This is a genomic window from Bradyrhizobium genosp. L (genome assembly GCF_015624485.1).
GTDB lineage: Bacteria > Pseudomonadota > Alphaproteobacteria > Rhizobiales > Xanthobacteraceae > Bradyrhizobium.
In genome coordinates this window covers 24,017-42,768 of record NZ_CP061378.1, presented here as the reverse complement: position 1 = coordinate 42,768, position 18,752 = coordinate 24,017, and the positions used below count along the sequence as shown (strand labels likewise).

The following is an 18,752-nucleotide window of genomic DNA, read 5'->3' as shown; positions in this document are numbered from 1 at the left end:
TCAGTCGGTCCGATCCGCATAGGGGTCGGGAATGCCGAGGGAGTTGAGGATCTCGCGCTCGAGGTTTTCCATGTCCTCGGCATCGCCGTCATTCTCGTGGTCGTAGCCGATCAGATGCAGGAAGCCGTGCACCGCAAGATGGCTCAAATGATGCTCGAACGGTTTCTGCTCTTCGTCGGCTTCGCGCCGCGTCGTCTGATAGGCGATCGCGATGTCGCCGAGCATGCGCGGCGCATCGTCGTCGCTCCCGTCGCCCTCCGGCTGCAGCGCGGGAAACGACAGCACGTTGGTCGGCTTGTCGATGTTGCGCCAGTTGGCGTTGAGGGTGCGGATGCCGGTGTCGTCGGTCAGCATGATCGCAAGCTCGGCGTCGGCCACGTCGGCATCGACGGTCGCGGCGGCCGCCTCGATGGCGCGATGGATCACCGCCTCGGAGTCGGGCTCGGTCTGCCAGACTTCGGCGGTGACGAGCACCTCGGTTGCGGGAAGGTTGGACAAGGTCGTTCCAAAATCTGCGTTGTGGCGAGAGCCCGCATCGCGCGGGCTCGTGGCCGGAGCTGTTGGTCTCACGATTTGGCGTTTGCCGGCTTTTGCGGCAATCCCTCATAGGCGGCGACGATGCGCGCCACCAGTTCGTGGCGGACGACGTCCTCGGCCTTGAAATGCACCTGCGCGATGCCCTCGACGCCGTTGAGCAGCTTCACCGCCTCGGCGAGCCCCGATGTCTGTCCGTTTGGCAGGTCGATCTGGGAAGGGTCGCCGGTGACGATCATCCGGCTGTTCTCGCCGAGACGGGTCAGGAACATCTTCATCTGCATCGTCGTGGTGTTCTGCGCCTCGTCGAGGATGATGACGGCATTGGTCAGGGTGCGGCCGCGCATGAAGGCGAGCGGCGCGATCTCGATCTCGTTGCCCTGCAGCGCGCGTTCGACGACGCGCGCATCCATCAGATCGTACAGCGCATCGTAGATCGGACGCAGATAGGGATCGACCTTTTCCTTGAGGTCGCCAGGCAGGAAGCCGAGCCGCTCGCCGGCCTCGACCGCGGGCCGCGTCAGGATGATGCGGTCGACTTCCTTGCGCTCGAACAGTTGCGCGGCATAGGCGACGGCGAGCCAGGTCTTGCCGGTGCCGGCGGGGCCGATACCGAATGTCAGCTCGTGCCGCTTCAGCGCGCGGATATAGGAATCCTGCGCGGCGGTGCGCGCACGCACCGGACGCTTGCGCAAATTGATGGTCTCGAAGGTCGGCTTGGCGGTCTTGTTGTCGAATTCGAACAGCGATCCCTGTGCAAGCACGGCGCGGATCGCGCCGTCGACCTCGCCCTGGTCGAGATCGTGGCCCTGAACGGCCTGCGCATAGAGTGTTTCCAGCACGCGTCGCGCCGCATCGCAGCCGTCGCGCGAGCCGGCGATGGTGACGTGGTTGCCGCGGGAATCGACCACGACGCCGAGCCGCCGCTCGATCAGCGCCAGATTCTGCCCGTAAGGACCGACCAGCGCGGACGCGGCGCGGTTGTCGTCGAAATCGATGACGACCTGGGTCTCAGGTGGGGTTTGCATGTCGAGTTTGCGGCTGGGAGCGAGCGAAGGCGAATCCGATGCGCTTTTGGGCAAGGATTTCAGGCTCCAATGGTCTGCGAAATGATGTCGGGCGCGGATGCCGTCGCGAGCTCGCCCTTCAGGCTGTAGCGCTCGAGGCTGTCGATCCGCACCGGCAGGATTTTTCCAACGATGTCAGGCGCGGCCATCACGTGGGCGGGCTGCAGATAGGCGGTGCGGCCGACGATCTGGCCGGGATTGCGCGCGGCGCGCTCGAACAGCACGTCCACCGTTGCGCCGATCGCAGCCCGGTTGAAGGCCGATTGCTGGCTGTCGATCAGTCCCTGAAGCCGCCCCAAGCGCTCGTCCATCTCAGCTGCTGACACCGTCTCCCGCATCTCCGCCGCCGGCGTGCCCGGCCGTGGCGAATATTTGAATGAATAGGCCGCAGCGTAGCCGATTTGCGTGACAAGCGCGAGGGTGGCGGAAAATTCTTCCCTAGTCTCCCCGGGGAAGCCGACGATAAAATCCGATGAAAAAGCAATGTCTTGCCGCGCGGCGCGGAATCGGTCGATGACGCGCCGGTAGTCATCGGCGGTATGTTTGCGGTTCATGGCTGCAAGGATCCGGTCCGATCCCGACTGCACCGGCAGGTGCACGAACGGCATCAGCGCAGGCAAATCGCGATGCGCCGCGATCAGCGCGTCGTCGACATCGCGCGGATGGCTGGTCGAATAGCGCAGCCGCACGACGCCGGGGATCTCGGCAAGCCGCTGCAGCAGCTTGCCGAGCGGCCAGGCGTGACCGTCGGGGCCTTCGCCGTGATAGGCGTTGACGTTCTGTCCGATCAGCGTGATCTCGCGCACGCCGTTGTCGACGAGCTGCATCACGTCGTCGATGATCTTGGTGACCGGACGCGAGACTTCGGCGCCGCGCGTATACGGCACCACGCAGAAAGTGCAGAACTTGTCGCAGCCTTCCTGCACCGTGACGAAGGCCGAAATGCCGCGCGCGCGGATCGCGTCCGGCCTCGGCTGCGGCAGGAAGCCGAACTTGTCGTCGACGGGAAATTCGGTTTCCAGCGCCCGGCCGCCTTGCTTGGCCTGCTTCAGCAGTTGCGGCAGGTGATGATAGCTCTGCGGGCCGACCACGATGTCGACGGTCGGTGCGCGATGGATGATCTCTTCGCCTTCCGCCTGCGCGACGCAGCCGGCGACGGCGATCTTCATGTCGCGGCCCTGGCGCGCGGCCTCTTCCTTGGCGACGCGCAGCCGGCCGAGTTCGGAATAGACCTTCTCGGACGCCTTCTCGCGGATGTGGCAGGTGTTGAGGATCACCAGGTCCGCGTCATCCGCGTTCGCCGTCTCGACAAAGCCCTCGGCGCCAAGCGTGTCCACCATGCGCTGGGCATCGTAGACATTCATCTGGCAGCCATAGGACTTGATGTGCAGCTTGCGCGGCGTCGTCATGGAACCCGGATCGTGCATAAGGGAACGGCGCCATCAGGGCGCCGAGGGCTCAGATATAGCCAAAGGGGACGAAAATCCAGCCGTTCCCGGCCCATTCCCTCCCGGTCATTCCGGAGCGCACAAACGGGGCGCGCAAACGCGCGCCCGATGACAGGCTCCGCGCGAGCCCGGAATGACGGCGCGGGCTATTTGCCCTCTTCGTCCAGCGGCACGCAGTATAGCTCCAGCCGGTGATCGACCAGCTTGTAGCCAAGCTTGCGCGCGATCTCGGCCTGCAGCTTCTCGATCTCCTCGGAGGTGAACTCGATCACCTTGCCGTCGCGCAGATTGATCAGATGGTCGTGGTGGCTCTCCGGCATCTGCTCGTAGCGCGCGCGGCCCTCGCGGAAATCGTGGCGCTCGATGATGCCGGCATCCTCGAACAGCTTGACGGTGCGGTAAACGGTCGAGATCGAGATCTTGTCGTCGACCGCGACACAGCGACGGTACAATTCCTCGACGTCAGGGTGATCCATGGATTCCGCGAGCACGCGCGCGATCACGCGGCGCTGCTCGGTCATGCGCATGCCGGTCGCGGCGCAGCGCGCCTCGATGCCGGTATTCTTCTGCGCAGGCGGGATTTTAACCGTGGTCATGGACATCAGAACCTTGGGTGGCGGAGCGGGCGCTGTTCTGCCACCACGCGGATATTACGACAAGTCGCGCCGCATCAGAAGCGCGTTCAAATGTTCCCCGCCGGGCTGCTTGTAGTAGCGCTCGCGGCGGCCGATCACGCCGAATCCGGCCTTTTCGTAGAGCCGTCGCGCCGGCTGATTGTTCTCTTCCACTTCGAGGAAGATGGTGCGGATGCCGCGGCCGGCAAGATGGCCGAGATGGGTCAACAGCAGGTTGCGCGACAGCCCGCGCCCGCGCTGGCCGGCATCGATCGCGATCGACAGGATCTCGGCTTCGTCAGCCGCCATGCGCGACACCGCGAAGCCGATCACCTTGCGCCCCAGCCGCAGGCGATGCACCAGCGTGTTGCGCTCGGCGAGCATCGTCTCGAACTCGCCTTCGCCCCAGCCGCGGTGAAACGAGGCGCCGTGCAGTTGCGCGAGGCGGCTGGCGTCGCGCAGCGATGCCGGCTCGACCGCGGGCGTGCCGCCGCTCCACCATCGTGAGATCAAGGCGATCATGTCGATGGCGGCGCGCTGACCGCAAGCCGATCCCTCGGCGGCTTCGCATCCGGTGCGCGCAGATAGAACGGCCGCGGCGGCGCGCTCACGGGATCGACGGCGGCGCCGACCCAGGCGACCCAGATGATGTCGGGTGCGGGCTGCATCTCGACATTGAGTGGCGGCACAGCGTCCGTGGGCCAACGCTCGGCCAGGATGTTTGCGGCATTGCCGACCAGATGCAGTGCGCCGTACTGCGCAGCCTCGAGCGCCTCCGCGATCGGCGCCACTTTCGGCTTGAGCATCGGGCTGCCGTCGCCGCCGACCAGCTGGAAATAGACATGATCGTGCCGGGCATCGATCGCCGACAGGATCGGGTGCTCTCTGTTCTCGGCGACCACGGGCGCGGCGTAGGCGGCAAGTGTCGTCAGACCAACCACCGGCTTGTCCGCGGCGAGCGCGATGCCGCGCGCCGCCGAAAGGCCGACGCGCAGGCCGGTGAAGCTGCCGGGGCCGGTGGTGACGGCGATGCGGTCGAGGCCGGCAAACGCGATGCCGCTTTGCTTCATCACGCGGCCGATCAGCGGCATCAGCGCCTCGGCATGACCGCGCGGCATCGGCTGGGACTCCGCGGCGAGCGGCTTGCCGGCCGTGGTGTCGAGCACGGCCGCGGAGCAGGCGTCGAGCGCGGTGTCGATGGCGAGGATCAGCATGGGGCGAATGGCGAATAGGCAGTAGCGAATGAAGGACCACCGTCGATGTCCGTTCGCCGCTTCACCGCTCGTCCCCTCTCGTAGGGTGGGCAAAGCGCAGCGTGCCCACCATCGCTTGCCGTGCTCCTGAGGGTGGGCGCGACGCAAGCGCGCCTTTGCCCACCCTACGTGGGTTACATCGGTCGGACTTCCTGCACGTCCGGGACAAAATGCCGGAGCAGGTTCTGGATGCCGTGCTGCAAGGTTGCCGTCGACGACGGGCAGCCGGCGCACGAGCCCTTCATATTGAGATAGACGATCCCGTCCTTGAAGCCGCGGAAGGTGATGTCGCCGCCGTCATTGGCGACCGCGGGACGCACGCGGGTCTCGATCAGGTCCTTGATCTGCTCGACGGTCTCGGCGTCCTCCTCGCTGAAGAATTCGCCTTCCTCGTCGCTCGCGGCATCGCTGGACGCCGTACCGTCGGCGAGCAGCGGCGCGCCGGACATGTAGTGCTCCATGATGGCGCCGAGGATCGCGGGCTTGAGGTGCTGCCAGTCGCCGTCCGCCTTGGTCACGGTGATGAAGTCGGCGCCGTAGAACACGCCGGTGACGCCGGCGACTGCGAACAGCCGTTCGGCCAGCGGCGAGCGCGCGGCAGACTCCGGCGACGAAAATTCCATGGTGCCGGTGTCGAGCACCAGGCGGCCGGGAATGAACTTCAAGGTGGCGGGATTAGGCGTAGCTTCGGTCTGAATGAACATCTGTTGTCTCCGGCGTCGCCGGTTCAAGGCCGGCGCGTTGGTTCCCCCTCTCAAATGGCAACTAAAAAGCCATCGATCAAGCCGCAAAACTGCGGTTCCCGCCCCTTCCGCATGCTCTAGGACAGGGCGTCGACCTCGGAATCGGTCAGGCCGCCCGGTACGATGGTGACCGGGATTGGGAAAGCCCCGATGGTCTTGGCCATGGTGGTGATGATCGGCCCCGGCCCCTCGGGGCCCGGATTGGCGGCCAGCACCAGCATGGCGATGTCGACGTCCTTGTCGATCACGTCGAGGATCTGCTCGGTCGGGTCCCCCTCCCGGATCACCCGTTCCGGGGTGATCGCGGCGATCCCGTTGGCGCGGCCCGAGGCTCGGTCGAGCGCCTCATTGGCGGCTTCCTCGGCCTCCGCGCGCATGATGTCGGCGACCCCAAGCCATTGCTGGTTCTGGTCCTCGGTCTCGATCACCCGCAGCATCACCACGCCGCCGTCGACGCGGATCGCCCAGCGGCTGGCGTAGTAGACCGCGCGGTCCCATTCGGCGGTGTCGTCGACGATGACGAGGCACTTCGGCTTGTGGCCCGTCTCATAGCTGCGTCGCTGGGTGGTCATGCATGTCCCGGTGCTGGCCCACGATGCTCAAACAGGGCGCATGCTGCCATACTCCCTCTCCGTTTGGGAGAGGGAGCCGCAGTTCTTGCGCGTGGGTCAGCGCGGGCGGATGAAGCCGACGATGTCCTTGGCCGTGCGCATGGTCTCGTCGGCGATCACGCGGGCGCGGTTGGCGCCGTCGATCAGGATCGCGTCGACATGGCCGGGGTCGGCCATCAGCTTCTTCATCTCGGCGGCAATCGGTGCCAGTTTCGCGACGCAAACCTCGACCAGCGCGTTCTTGAAGGTGGAGAATTGGCCGCCGCCGAACTGGCTCAGCACCGCCTGCTTGGTGGTGCCGGCGAGCGCCGCGTAGATGCCGACCAAATTGTCGGCCTCGGGGCGCGGCTCGAGGCCCTTCTCCTCCGACGGCAGCGGCTCCGGATCGGTCTTGGCCCGACGGATCTTCTGCGCGATGGTCTCGGCGTCGTCGGTGAGGTTGATGCGCGAATTGTCCGACGCATCCGATTTCGACATCTTCTTGGTGCCGTCGCGCAGGCTCATCACCCGCGTCGCCGGCCCCGTGATCAGCGGCTCGGGCTGCGGGAAAAACAGGCCGTCCTCGAAGCCGTGGCCGCGGATCGAATCGACGAAGTCGTTGTTGAACTTCTGCGCGATGTCGCGCGACAGCTCCAGGTGCTGCTTCTGGTCCTCGCCGACCGGCACATGGGTGGCGCGGTACAGAAGGATGTCGGCGGCCATCAGCACCGGATAGTCGTAGAGACCGACCGACGCGTTCTCGCGGTCCTTGCCGGCTTTCTCCTTGAACTGGGTCATGCGGTTCAGCCAGCCGATCCGCGCGACGCAATTGAAGAGCCAGGTCAGCTCGGCATGGCCGGCGACCTGGCTCTGGTTGAACACGATGTGCTTCCTGGCATCGATGCCCGCGGCGATGAAGGCCGCGGTGACCTCGCGGGTGTTGCGCGCCAGCTCAGCCGGGCCGCCCCAGACCTCGACCCCTTGCGTGATCGCGTGCATATCGACGACGCAATAGACGCAGTTATGCGTCTGCTGCATCTTCACGAAGTTGACGATGGCGCCGAGATAGTTGCCGAGGTGCAGATTGCCCGTCGGCTGGACGCCTGAGAAAACCCGTTGAACGAACGCCATGGTCGAGATTCCCGGAAATGGCTGCTTAAGAGCGTTTTCGAGCGAAGTGGGCACCGGTTCGCGTAAAGAAAACGCGTCGAACCGAGAGTCCGGAGCCCCGCCCCGATTCCATCGGAACGGATAAAGGCTCCGGCCGCGTCGTTTGCCACTTAAGCCCGGTGTGCGCAAGTCAGGCGGAGCGGCCGTGTTTGATCGCGTTAACCGCCTCGCGCCAGCCCATGACGCCGAAGAGCTGTAAAAACAGCCCGTAAGCCGCGATGCCGGCCGCGATCAGCACGAGGAGGGATGCCGCCTGTACAAAGCGGTGTGTGCCTGTCGCCGGCAGGATGCACGACGCCAGCCACAGCGCAGCGCCCATCGCGAGTGCCGCCGCAAGGATTCGCGGCAACCGGCGGCGGGCATCGGCGTCGATCGCAAAGCCGAACGACGAGGCACCCTTGCGGATCAGCGCCACCGCGTTGCTCCAGGCGCCGAGCGCGATGCCGGCCGCGATGCCGTTGGCACCGAAGAGGTGGCCCAGCAGGAAGGCGGCCGCGATCGCCACCACGACGGCCTTCAGCGTCGCAAACAGCGGGGTCAGCGTGTCCTCGCGGGCAAAAAATGCCGGCGACAAGGCCTTCACCAGCACATGCGCCGGCAGCGCCAGCGTCAACCAGATTAGCGCGTGCGCGGTCGCCGCGGTGTCCGCGGCCGTGAACGCGCCATGCTCGAACAGCATGCGCACGATCGGTGTGCTCAGCACGATCAGGCCGAGGGTTGCCGGTAGCGCCAGCCCGACCGCGAGCTCGAGCCCGCGCGATTCGGCATGCGCGATCGCGGTGGGCGCGCCACCCTGCACCGCGCGCGTCATCTCCGGGATCAGCACCGTGCCCATCGCGACACCGACGATGCCGAGCGGCAATTCCAGCAGGCGATTGGCGAAATAGAGCCAGGACACCGCCGACGGCGAGGTCGATGCGATCACCGCGCCTGCCACCATCAGCCATTGGGGCCCGCTGCTTGCGACCATGCCGGGCACCGCGCGGCCGAGGAAGCCGCGCATCTCGGGATCGAGGGAAACGCGCAGCGGCGAAGCGAGCCTGGCGCCGCGCAGCGCCAGCATCGAGAGTTGCAGCAAGCCGGCGACGCCGATGGTCGCCGCCATGACGAGCGCGGCCCACACCGGATCCTGCTGCCGCATCAGCAGTACCGCCATCACGGCGATCAGCGCGATGTTGAACAGCAATGGCGAGAACGCCGTCAGCGCGAAGCGCCCCTGTGCATTGAGCAGTCCCATCATCACCGTGACCGGGCCGGCGAAGGCGAGGTAAGGCAGCATCAGGCGGGCATCGTCGACTGCGAATTGCAGCGTGTCGCGGCCGACGAAGCCCGGTGCGACCAGAGCGATCACCAGCGGCATCGCGACGCCGATCACGAGCGCCGCCACGATGACCGCCGCGCTGACGGTGCCAAGCACGCGTCCGGCAAACGCGGTCGCGGCAGCCTCGCCATCGGCGTCGCGAAGCTTCAGCCATGCCGGCACCAGGGCAGCGTTCAGCCCGCCCTCCGCCAGCAGTCGCCGCACAACGTTGACGAGCTGAAACGCCGCCAGGAACGCATCCGCCACCGGCCCCGCCCCGAGCAGCGCCGCAATCACGGAATCGCGCACGAAGCCAAGCAGGCGAGATGCCAGCGTGCCCGAGGAAACCGTAAGGAAGGAGCGGATCATCTGGCCTGTATAGCAGCCGCTCGTGTTGCTTCCAGTAGCAGCGCCCTCCCAAACCCGTCATCCTGAGGTGCTCGCGTAGCGAGCCTCGAAGGGTCGACGGCCACCAGCCGGGCCGTTCATCCTTCGAGGCTCGCCGAAGAGGCGAGCACCTCAGGATGAGGGGATTGGCCTCCAGGTCGGCTTGCTGGTGCTAGGGCTAACGTGATAGGCCGCAGCCGTTTGTGAACACAGGGCAGGTCAATGGCTGACGCAAAATATGACGTTCTCGGGATCGGCAATGCGATCTTCGACGTGCTGGTGCAGACCGACGAGGCCTTTTTGGGCCGCCACGGCATGGCCAAGGGGTCGATGCAGCTGATCGACGAGGCACGCGCCACCGCGATCTACAGCGACATGGGCAAGGAGACCGCCAAGGCGACCGAGATGTCGGGCGGCTCGGCCGCCAACACCATCGTCGGTGTCGGCAATCTCGGCGCGCGCGCGGCCTATGTCGGCAAGGTCAAGGACGACCAGATCGGCAAGCTCTATGTCCACGATATCCGCGCCGCCGGCGTGACCTTCGATACCAGGCCCGCCGCCGCGGGGCCTGCGACCGGCTGCTGTTATATCCTGGTGACGCCGGACGGCGAGCGCACCATGAACACCTATCTCGGCGCCGCTCAGGACCTGACGCCCGACGACATCGATCCGGCGCAGATTGAAGCCGCCGGCATCCTCTATCTCGAAGGCTATCTCTGGGACCCGAAGAACGCCAAGGACGCTTTCGTCAAGGCCGCGACGATCGCCCACGGTGCTGGCCGCCAGGTCGCGCTGACGCTGTCGGATTCGTTCTGCGTCGATCGCTATCGGGATGAATTCCTCGATTTGATGCGCAAGGGCATCGTCGACGTGGTGTTCTCCAACGAGGCGGAGCTGCACTCGCTGTACCAGACCTCGGATTTCGAGGGTGCGCTGAAGCAGTTCGGCAAGGATACGAAACTCGGCGTCGTCACCCGCAGCGAGAAGGGTTGCGTCGTGGTGTCGAAGGATGGCGTGACGTCGGCACCGGCGTCTCCGATCGACAAGCTCGTCGACACCACCGGCGCCGGCGACCTGTTCGCCGCCGGCTTCCTGGTCGGCCTGGTCCGCAACCTCGGCTACGAGAATGCCGGCCGCCTCGGCGCGCTGGCGGCGGCAGAGGTGATTCAGCACATCGGCGCAAGGCCATTGGTGTCGCTGAAGGAGCTGGCGACGGGGAAGGGGCTGTTGGTCTAAGGCGCAGCTTTCGCCGTCATGGCCGGGCTTGACCCGGCCATCCACGCCTTTCTCGCGGACGAAGACGTGGATGCCCGGGACAAGCCCGGGCATGACGATGTTGAGATATCGTGCGCACCCTCACGCCGTCTTCGCGGCCTTCAGCCCCAGCCGTTGCTCGACCTTGTCCCGCATCACGAATTTCTGGATCTTCCCGGTCACCGTCATCGGGAATTCCTCGACGAACTCGACATAGCGCGGGATCTTGTTGTGGGCGATCTGGCCCTGGCAGAAGCCGCGCACCTCGTCTTCGGTCAGCGTCTCGCCGGCGCGCACCCGCACCCAGGCGCACAATTCCTCGCCATAGCGGTCGTCCGCGACACCGAAGATCTGCACGTCCTGGATCTTCGGATGCCGATACAGGAATTCCTCGATCTCGCGCGGATACAGATTCTCGCCGCCGCGGATCACCATGTCCTTGATGCGTCCGACGATGTTGCAATAGCCCTCGTCGTCGATCACGGCGAGGTCGCCGGTGTGCATCCAGCCGTTGGCGTCGAGCACATCGCCGGTCTTTTCCTTCTCGTCCCAATAGCCGAGCATCACGCTGTAGCCGCGGGTGCAGAGCTCGCCGCGTTCGCCGCGCGGCATCACTCTGCCGTCGAGGTCGACGACCTTGACCTCGACATGTGGATGGATGCGGCCGACGGTGGAGACGCGACGTTCCAGGGGATCGTCGGTCGCGCTCTGGAAACTCACCGGGCTGGTTTCGGTCATGCCGTAGGCGATCGTCACCTCGCGCATGTTCATCTCGGTGTTGACGCGCTTCATCACCTCGATCGGGCATGGCGCGCCGGCCATGATGCCGGTGCGCAGCGACGACAGGTCGAACCGCTTGAACTCGGGATGATCGAGCTCGGCGATGAACATGGTCGGCACGCCGTACAGCGTGGTGCATTTCTCCTGCGCCACCGTGGTCAGCGTCGCCAAGGGATCGAAGCCCTCGCCGGGATAGACCATGGTGGTGCCGAGCGTCACCGAGGCAAGGTTGCCCATCACCATGCCGAAGCAGTGATAGAGGGGCACCGGGATGCAGATGCGGTCCTGCTCGGTCAGGCGCATGGCGCGTCCGGTGAAATAACCGTTGTTGAGGATGTTGTGGTGGGTCAGCGTCACGCCCTTCGGCGAGCCCGTGGTGCCGCTGGTGAACTGGATGTTGACGGGGTCGTCGAATTGCAGGCTTTCGCCGAGCGCGAGCAACTGCTCGCGATGGCGCGCGCCACCCATCTGCGCGACCGCATCGAACGGAATGGTGCCCGGCGCGGCCGGCCCGCCGATCTGGATCACGGCACGCAATTGCGGCAGCCGCCTCGATTGCAGATGGCCGGGCTCCGCGCTCGCCAGCTCCGGCAGCAGCGTGTTCAGCATCTCCATATAGGCCGAGGTCTTGAACGCGGTGGCGGTCACGATCGCGGCGCAGCCGACCTTGCCGAGCGCGAATTCCAACTCGCTCAGGCGGTACGCCGGATTGATCGTGACGAGGATCAGGCCGGCCTTCGCGGCAGCGAACTGCGTCAGCGTCCATTCCGGCCGGTTCAGCGACCAGATGCCGATCCGCTCGCCGCGTTGCAGGCCGAGCGCCAGAAAGCCCGCCGCCAGTGCTTCGACGCGCTCGGCAAACTCATTCCAGGTCCAGCGCACATTGTGGCTCGGCGAGACCAGCGCCTCGCGGTCGCCCCAGCGCGCACGGGCGCGATCGAGACTGCGGCCGATGGTTTCGCCGAGCAGCGGCGTATCGGAAATGCCGCAAACGTAGCTGTCTGCCTTGGGTGCCAAGCTCTTGGGTGCCAAGTTCGTCCTCCCTCGTGGTCGCATCGCCGCGCTTGATGCGCGATCTTAGTCGTTTGGCGCTGGCGGGACAGGCCCGACCTATGGCGAGGTCATCCGGCCGCAATGCGTTGGCTCCCTCTCCCCGTTCTTACGGGGAGAGGGTTGGGGTGAGGGGCTGTCTCCGCATCAACGGCAAGGGCTGGATTCGCGGAGGCTCCCCCTCACCCGGAACGCATCTGGCGATGCGTTCCGACCTCTCCCCGCAAGCGGGGCGAGGTGACGTTCAAGCCGCCTTCTGCCCGCTGCCGGCGTCCAGCCCGGCATAGATGCCGCGCTCGAAGCCGGCGAAAGCTTCCAGGCTGTGCTTGTCGGCGAATGGTAGCAGCTGGGTCAGGATCACGCCGCAGACGTCGCGCGCCGGATCGATCCAGTAATAGGTGTTGGCGAGGCCAGCCCAGGCGAGGCTGCCCGGGCTGCGGCCTTCCGGCGTCTTGGCGGTGTTGATCAGGAAGCTCAGCCCCCACTTCTTGATCATGTCGGGATAGAGATCGACGTCATTGGTGTACATCGGCGCCGCCGTCGGCATCTTGTCGACGGTGAGGTCGCCGATATGATTCTGCCCCATGGTCGCGACGGTCTCGGCCTTCAGCACCTGATTGCCGTTGCCTTTGCCCTTGTTGAGGATCATCTGGCAGAATTTGATGTAGTCGCTCGCGGTCGAGTACAGCCCGCCGCCGCCCATGTGGAATTCGGGGTTCTGCTCCAGCTCGAACGGGATGGCGGCCAGCGTGCCGTCTTCGCCGCGGGCATGCATGCCGACCAGCCGCTTGCGCATGTCGTCCGAGATCTTGAAACCGGTCTCGTTCATGCCGAGCGGCGCGAACATGTTGTCGCGCAGGTAAGCATCGAGCTTCTTGCCGGATGCGGCTTCCACCGCCTTGCCGACGAAGTCGATATTGGTGCCGTATTCCCAGCGCGTGCCGGGATCGGTCATGATCGGCGTCTTCAGCGCGGCGTTGAGGCAGGTGATGATGCCGGGCGTGCCGGTCTTCTCGAGATATTTGCCGAGGTTGGCGTCCCACATGTCGTAGGCGAAGCCGGCGGTGTGGGTCATCAGCTTGCGCAGCGTGATCGGTGACTTTGCGGGCCGCAGCTTCGGTTCGCCGCCGGCGTCGAAACCGTCCAGCACCTGCGGCGCGGCGAGGTCGGGCAACAGCTTGCCGATCGGCTCGTCGAGCGACAGCTTGCCCTGCTCGACGAGCTGCATCGCGCCGGCCGATGTCACGGCCTTGGTCATCGAGGCGATCCAGTACACGCTGTCCAGCGTCATCGGATCGCTCTTGGAAAGGTCGCGTTTGCCGAACGCGCCCTGGTAGATCACGTCCTTGCCGGTCGCCGCGATCGCGACGACGCCGGGAATCTCCTTGGCCTCGCTCTTCTGCTGCAGCACCTGGTCGATCTGGGCCTTGCTTTGCATTGGGGGTTCCTCCGGTGGATTATTGTTGTGGTGGGATCATCCTCCGGCTTTTGCAGCCCGGCAAGCACCGCGCTGATGGCGATGATGTCGCGATGTCGTGAAGAACAGAGCGGGAGGGCCTTGCGCAGGACCCGCGGGCACCCGACGTAAACCACGCGCGCAGATTTTACGGTGGATGTCACGCAAGCCGTGGGGACGGTCGGGAACAAGCGCGATAGCGTGATCGGCAGATTGATTTCCTTATCCGGTTTTTTCAATTAACGCATTCACATCGCTGCACAAAGCGTGCAGCCTGTTCGGGACGATTTGACCAAGATCGTCATGATTTGAGGCTTGCGGGGACGCAGCAATGATTTCGACCTGGAGTGAGTGGAAGCGCTATCCGCGGTCGGGCCGTGGCGAGAATATCGAGGCGCCGATCAGCCCGGGCCTCTACGAAGTCCGCTACGCAGGTACCGGCGCGCTGCACTCGTTCGAAGCGGTCGACAATGTGGCGCAGGCGCTTTCGCTGCTGCACACCGGCCCGAAGTCCTGGTTCGGCCGCCGTGATACGGCGGCGCAGCCCGATCTCGAATACCGCACTTGCGCGACCTCCACCAAGGCGGATGCCAAGGCCGCGGCCGAACGGATGATCGGGCGCCGCGAGACATATATGAGCGGCGGGGCGGTGTGAATTCTGGTCGTCGTTCCGGGTTCGGCTGTTCGAGCCGCCCGGAATGCCGAGAGCGTCGCATTTGCGCACCACCAGACGCGCGTCGCGGCTCATGCATCTCCCCGAGTTTCGGCCTATATAGGCTGGCGAAAATCCCTCCAAAAAATCGAGGAGCACGCTCATGACCCCGCCCGTCGCCGCACGCGCTGCACAATCCACATCCTCTCTCCACGACCGCCTCAAGGATCCGTCGCTGTTGCGCGACCGCTGCTATATCGACGGCGCCTGGGTCGGCACGCCACAGCGCTCCGTGACCAATCCGGTCAACGGCGTGGAACTGGCCAAAGTCCCGGTCATGAGCACCGCGGAGACGACGCAGGCCGTCGAAGCCGCCGAGCGCGCGTTTCCGGCCTGGGCCAAGCTGACCGCCAAGCAGCGTTCCAACATCTTGCGCAAATGGTTCGACCTGATCGTCGCCAACCGCGAGGACCTCGCGCTGATCCTGACCTCCGAGCAGGGCAAGCCGCTGACGGAAGCGCTCGGCGAGATCGATATCGGCGGCGCCTATGTCGAATTCTTCGCCGAAGAGGCGCGCCGCGTCTATGGCGAGACCATCCCGACGCAGCGGCCGGATGCGCGGCTGTTGGCGATCCGCCAGCCGATCGGGGTCTGCGGCGCCATCACGCCGTGGAATTTCCCGTGCTCGATGATCACCCGAAAAGTATCGCCGGCGCTCGCGGCCGGCTGCACCGTGGTGCTCAAGCCCGCCAACGAAACCCCGCTCACCGCGCTGGCGTTGGTCGCGCTGGCCGAGAAGGCCGGCGTGCCGAAAGGCGTGTTCAACATCCTGACCGGCAATTCGTCGGCGATCGGCAAGGTGCTGTGCGAGCATCCCGCGGTGCGCTTCGTCGGCTTCACCGGATCCACTGAAGTCGGCAAGATCCTGTTCGAGCAGGCCGCGGTCGGCGTGAAGAAGCTCGGGCTCGAGCTCGGCGGCAATGCGCCCTTCGTGGTGTTCGACGATGCCGACATCGATGCCGCGGTCGAAGGCGCCATCGTCTCGAAATATCGCAACATGGGCCAGACCTGCGTTTGCGCGAATCGTCTGTATGCTCAGGACAAGATCTACGACGCGTTCGTCGACAAGCTCTCGAAGAAGGTCGCGGCGATGAAGATCGGCGACGGTACGGAGCAGGGCGTGGTGCAGGGTCCGCTGATCAACATGGACGCCGTGCTCAAGGTCGAGAAGCACATCGCCGATGCCGTCAAGGGCGGCGCCAAGATCGTCACCGGCGGCAAGCGCCATGCGCTCGGCGGCTCGTTCTTCGAGCCGACCGTGCTTGCCAATGTGAAGCCGGACGCGCTGGTCGCGCATGAGGAGACGTTCGGGCCCCTGGCGCCGGTGTTCCGCTTCAAGGACGAGGCCGAGGTGATCGCGCTCTGCAACGACTCGCCGTTCGGCCTTGCCTCCTACTTCTACTCCCGCGACATCGGCCGGGTCTGGCGCGTCGCGGAAGCACTGGAGTCGGGCATGGTCGGCGTCAATACCGGCCTGATCACGACCGAGGTCGCGCCGTTCGGCGGCGTCAAGGAGAGCGGCCTCGGCCGCGAAGGCTCGCGCCACGGCATGGATGAATATGTCGAGATCAAATACGTGATGATGGCGGGGGTTTAGCCCGATCCGATCGCGTCGTTCGGCTTCGGCCGGACGGCGATCTTCCGGGCGCGGCACCGTCGATACGCTACTCGGCGGCCAGCCTTGCCGGGGCTGGCGGCGACCAGCACACGCAGCAATTCCGGCCCTGCGCCTTGGCCTGATAAAGCGCCTGATCGGCAGCGATCATCAGCGCTTCCGTGCCGGGCATGCTGACCGAGGCCTCGGCGATCCCGATGCTCGCGGTGATCCGGAACGGTGCATCGCGCGCTTGCAGCGCTTGTCCGGCGATCCGCTTGCGAACACGCTCCGCGACGATCCTGGCGCGCGACAGGTTCGTCTCCGGCAAGACGATGGCGAATTCCTCGCCGCCGACCCGGCCGACGATGTCGGACTTCCGTTTGCCATGCAGACACGCGCCGGCCATGGCCTTGATCGCCTCGTCGCCGACGGCATGTCCGTAGCGGTCGTTGACGTCCTTGAAATGATCGATGTCCACCATCAGCACCGACACCGCGCGATAGTAGCGCTGGAAGCGACTCCACTCGGCGTCCAGCATCTCCAGGAAGTGCCGCCGGTTGAACAGACCGGTGAGCGGGTCGGTCGTTGCGAGCCGTTCGAGCTGCTCGGCGTTCCGGATCAGATCAGTGACGTCGTAATAGGTGATCATGCGACCGCCGCCGGTCATGGTGGTGCAATGCGCGCGCAGACGGCGGCCGTCGGGGGTCTGCAACTCGCGGACATGATCGCCTGCCTTCACCTCGGCGATACGTTTGGCGGCAAAGCCGGCGAGCTCCTTGGCAGATGCGTGCGGATCGACCGCCCGCCGGGTGCGGGTGATCAGCGAGGCATAGGACGGGCGGGTCGCCGCTTCCGGTTCGTCGATCTCCCAGAACTGCCGCACCTTCTGGTTCATGAATCGCGACCTGAGATCGCCATCGAGCAGCAGCACGCCATCCTGGACGGTTTCCAGCGCGTCCCGCAGCGCCCTCAATTCGTCGGCCTGACGCACGATATCGGTCACCTCCATGTAGCTCAGCATCCGGCCACCGTCGGGCAGCGGCGTGCACTGCATGCGAATGACATCGCCCTTGGTGCGGCGCAGATCGAGCTGAAAACTCTCATTCCTGGTGATGCGCTCGATGCGTTCGGCGACATAAGCTTCGATCCGGTCCGCAGGGATGTCATAGGCGCCGGTGTCGCGGCCGTGGAAGATCAGCGCGGCAAAGGACGGGTGCCGGTCGGCGACCGCGTCCGACAGCGCCCACATCCGCCGGAATGCACGGTTGATAAAACGGGCGTTCAGCCTCGAATCGAGCAGGACGATGCCGAGCGGCACCTGATCGAGCGCCGCGCGCAGCGCAAGCATCTGGCTGCGCACGACATGGTCGCCGCCGCGTTCGGCCGGTTCATTCTGTTTGGCACCGGCCGTATCGTCAGCGGCTTGCAATGTCTCGAAGGTGACCCCGATCTGCCGTTCCGATTGCCACGCCAGCCTGCAGGGGAGGACCGCGCCTTCGCTCGGGATCGAGAGCTGAAAGTGCTCGGGGATGCCGAGCCCGCTCTCCAACTCGACCGTCGCTCCGTCGTCGCTGATCCGTCGCACGACGCAATCGATGGTCGACTGGCCGAAGTTGAAGATGACCTTGGCGGTCAGCAACGTGCGGCCGCGGGCCTTGAAATTGGGCGCTGACATGGCTGCGTCTCCCATTGGGCACGCGCTATTCGAGCCGGATCAACGCTACAAAGCCCTATCGCTTCTGCCTCGATTTCGGTTCCTGCCTAACGGCTCGTTAACGGGAACCGGCAATTTTTGCCGCAACAACCACGCGTTCCCTCGCATGCGCGGCATCAAGCGCGCCGTCGACCGGCCGTCACACGCCCTTGTCGTTCGGATTGGCGACGGCGTCCTTCAGCGGCGCGGTCATTGGAAAATTCAGGTTCACGTTCTTCGGCGGGATCGGCCGCATGAACCATTTTGTGTAAAGCTCCTGGAATTCACCGCCCTTCATCATCGCGGTCAGCCTCTTGTCGACCAGCGCCTTGAACTCCGGATCGCCCTTGCGGATGATCAGGCCGTAGGGCTCGGTGCGCAGGCTGTCGTCGATGATGCGCCAATCGGACGGGTTGGTGCTGTTGGCGATCAGGCTCGCGAGCAGGATGTCGTCCATGATGAAGGCTTCGCTGCGCCCGGTGGTCAACGCCAGGAACGATGCGCCGTGATCCGGCGTCAGGATGTTCTTGGTCTGGAAATTCTTCTCCTGGGCGCGCGCGCTCAAGAGCCCGATCGAGGTCGAGCCCGAGGTCAACGAGACCGGCCGGTCCTTGAGGTCCTCGAAGGTCTTGATCGGCGCATCCTTGCGCACCACGGCGCGGATGCTGGAGACGAAGATGGTGTCGCTGAAGGCGACCACCTTCTGCCGCTCCAGCGTGTTGGTGGCGGGGCCGCAGACGATGTCGATGGTGCCGTTCTCGATCAGCGGGATCTGGGTCGAGAGCTGGATCGGCTGCAATCTGGTCTGCAGCGCCGGCAGCTTGAGCTCGGTCTTCACGGCGTCGACGATCTTGGCGCAGAGGTCCATCGCGAAGCCGACCGGCTTCTGGTTGTCGTCGAGATAGGAGAACGGCACCGAGACGTCGCGGTGCCCGAGCGTGATTGCGCCGAGATCACGGATCTTTGCCAGCGTGCCGCCGGGCGACTGAGCGCGCGCCGGTAATACTGCCAGCGTGGCCATAAAAGCCAGGTAAATCAACCGCTTGGTAGATTGGCTCATCGAGATGCTCCGGATGTCGGCAAGGAATGGATACGATAATGATC

The 18,752-nt window shown here is 65.2% G+C and carries 17 protein-coding genes; 3 read left to right on the top strand and 14 right to left on the bottom strand.

Annotated features, from left to right (window positions below):
* The 10 genes from ybeY to murJ form a co-directional block, all read right to left on the bottom strand.
* Positions 1-498 carry an rRNA maturation RNase YbeY gene (gene ybeY, locus IC762_RS00175; RefSeq protein WP_195786664.1) on the bottom strand — a complete coding sequence of 166 codons (498 nt, stop codon included), beginning with the start codon at positions 496-498 and terminating at the stop codon, positions 1-3.
* A gap of 68 nt (positions 499-566) precedes the next feature.
* Entirely contained in the window at positions 567-1,562 is a 996-nt protein-coding gene (locus tag IC762_RS00170; protein WP_210338409.1) for a PhoH family protein, read from the bottom strand.
* 59 nt (positions 1,563-1,621) lie between these two features.
* Positions 1,622-3,010 carry a tRNA (N6-isopentenyl adenosine(37)-C2)-methylthiotransferase MiaB gene (gene miaB / locus IC762_RS00165; protein ID WP_195786662.1) on the bottom strand — a complete coding sequence of 463 codons (1,389 nt, stop codon included), beginning with the start codon at positions 3,008-3,010 and terminating at the stop codon, positions 1,622-1,624.
* Positions 3,011-3,195: 185 nt separating this feature from the next.
* Complete coding sequence (locus IC762_RS00160) at positions 3,196-3,645, bottom strand: Fur family transcriptional regulator (protein ID WP_195786661.1); 450 nt, start codon at positions 3,643-3,645, stop codon at positions 3,196-3,198.
* Between the two features lie 54 nt (positions 3,646-3,699).
* A complete protein-coding gene (rimI, locus tag IC762_RS00155) occupies positions 3,700-4,185 on the bottom strand; it encodes a ribosomal protein S18-alanine N-acetyltransferase (protein WP_195786660.1) in 486 nt (161 codons plus the stop codon).
* Positions 4,182-4,877: a tRNA (adenosine(37)-N6)-threonylcarbamoyltransferase complex dimerization subunit type 1 TsaB gene (tsaB, locus tag IC762_RS00150; protein WP_195786659.1), complete on the bottom strand. Its 696-nt coding sequence runs from the start codon at positions 4,875-4,877 to the stop codon at positions 4,182-4,184. Before tsaB ends, rimI begins: the two co-directional genes overlap by 4 nt.
* A gap of 173 nt (positions 4,878-5,050) precedes the next feature.
* Positions 5,051-5,620 (bottom strand): NifU family protein, encoded by a 570-nt coding sequence (locus tag IC762_RS00145; RefSeq protein ID WP_195786658.1) that lies wholly within the window; start codon positions 5,618-5,620, stop codon positions 5,051-5,053.
* A gap of 116 nt (positions 5,621-5,736) precedes the next feature.
* The gene (locus tag IC762_RS00140; protein WP_195786657.1) at positions 5,737-6,231 is read right to left on the bottom strand and encodes a universal stress protein; all 495 of its coding nucleotides are present in this window, start codon (positions 6,229-6,231) and stop codon (positions 5,737-5,739) included.
* A gap of 96 nt (positions 6,232-6,327) precedes the next feature.
* The gene (gene trpS, locus IC762_RS00135; RefSeq protein ID WP_195786656.1) at positions 6,328-7,380 is read right to left on the bottom strand and encodes a tryptophan--tRNA ligase; all 1,053 of its coding nucleotides are present in this window, start codon (positions 7,378-7,380) and stop codon (positions 6,328-6,330) included.
* Between the two features lie 169 nt (positions 7,381-7,549).
* Positions 7,550-9,088, bottom strand: coding sequence for a murein biosynthesis integral membrane protein MurJ (gene murJ, locus IC762_RS00130; RefSeq protein WP_195786655.1), 1,539 nt, complete (start codon positions 9,086-9,088; stop codon positions 7,550-7,552).
* Positions 9,089-9,328: 240 nt separating this feature from the next.
* Between murJ and IC762_RS00125 the strand changes: the two genes are divergently transcribed.
* The gene (locus IC762_RS00125; RefSeq protein ID WP_195786654.1) at positions 9,329-10,342 is read left to right on the top strand and encodes an adenosine kinase; all 1,014 of its coding nucleotides are present in this window, start codon (positions 9,329-9,331) and stop codon (positions 10,340-10,342) included.
* A 120-nt stretch (positions 10,343-10,462) separates the two neighbouring features.
* Here IC762_RS00125 and IC762_RS00120 read toward each other — a convergent pair whose 3' ends face one another.
* A complete protein-coding gene (locus tag IC762_RS00120) occupies positions 10,463-12,196 on the bottom strand; it encodes an AMP-binding protein (RefSeq protein ID WP_195786653.1) in 1,734 nt (577 codons plus the stop codon).
* A 238-nt stretch (positions 12,197-12,434) separates the two neighbouring features.
* Positions 12,435-13,628: a serine hydrolase domain-containing protein gene (locus IC762_RS00115; protein WP_195786652.1), complete on the bottom strand. Its 1,194-nt coding sequence runs from the start codon at positions 13,626-13,628 to the stop codon at positions 12,435-12,437.
* A 349-nt stretch (positions 13,629-13,977) separates the two neighbouring features.
* Here IC762_RS00115 and IC762_RS00110 point away from each other — a divergent pair, with 349 nt between their 5' ends.
* Positions 13,978-14,301 (top strand): hypothetical protein, encoded by a 324-nt coding sequence (locus IC762_RS00110; RefSeq protein ID WP_195786651.1) that lies wholly within the window; start codon positions 13,978-13,980, stop codon positions 14,299-14,301.
* A gap of 160 nt (positions 14,302-14,461) precedes the next feature.
* Entirely contained in the window at positions 14,462-15,955 is a 1,494-nt protein-coding gene (locus tag IC762_RS00105) for an NAD-dependent succinate-semialdehyde dehydrogenase (RefSeq protein ID WP_195786650.1), read from the top strand.
* 67 nt (positions 15,956-16,022) lie between these two features.
* Here the strand turns inward: IC762_RS00105 and IC762_RS00100 are convergent, their stop codons facing one another.
* Both IC762_RS00100 and IC762_RS00095 read right to left on the bottom strand, forming a co-directional pair.
* Positions 16,023-17,630 (bottom strand): sensor domain-containing diguanylate cyclase, encoded by a 1,608-nt coding sequence (locus IC762_RS00100; RefSeq protein WP_195786649.1) that lies wholly within the window; start codon positions 17,628-17,630, stop codon positions 16,023-16,025.
* Between the two features lie 178 nt (positions 17,631-17,808).
* Positions 17,809-18,708 (bottom strand): transporter substrate-binding domain-containing protein, encoded by a 900-nt coding sequence (locus IC762_RS00095; RefSeq protein WP_195786648.1) that lies wholly within the window; start codon positions 18,706-18,708, stop codon positions 17,809-17,811.
* Between the last annotated feature and the right edge of the window lie 44 nt (positions 18,709-18,752).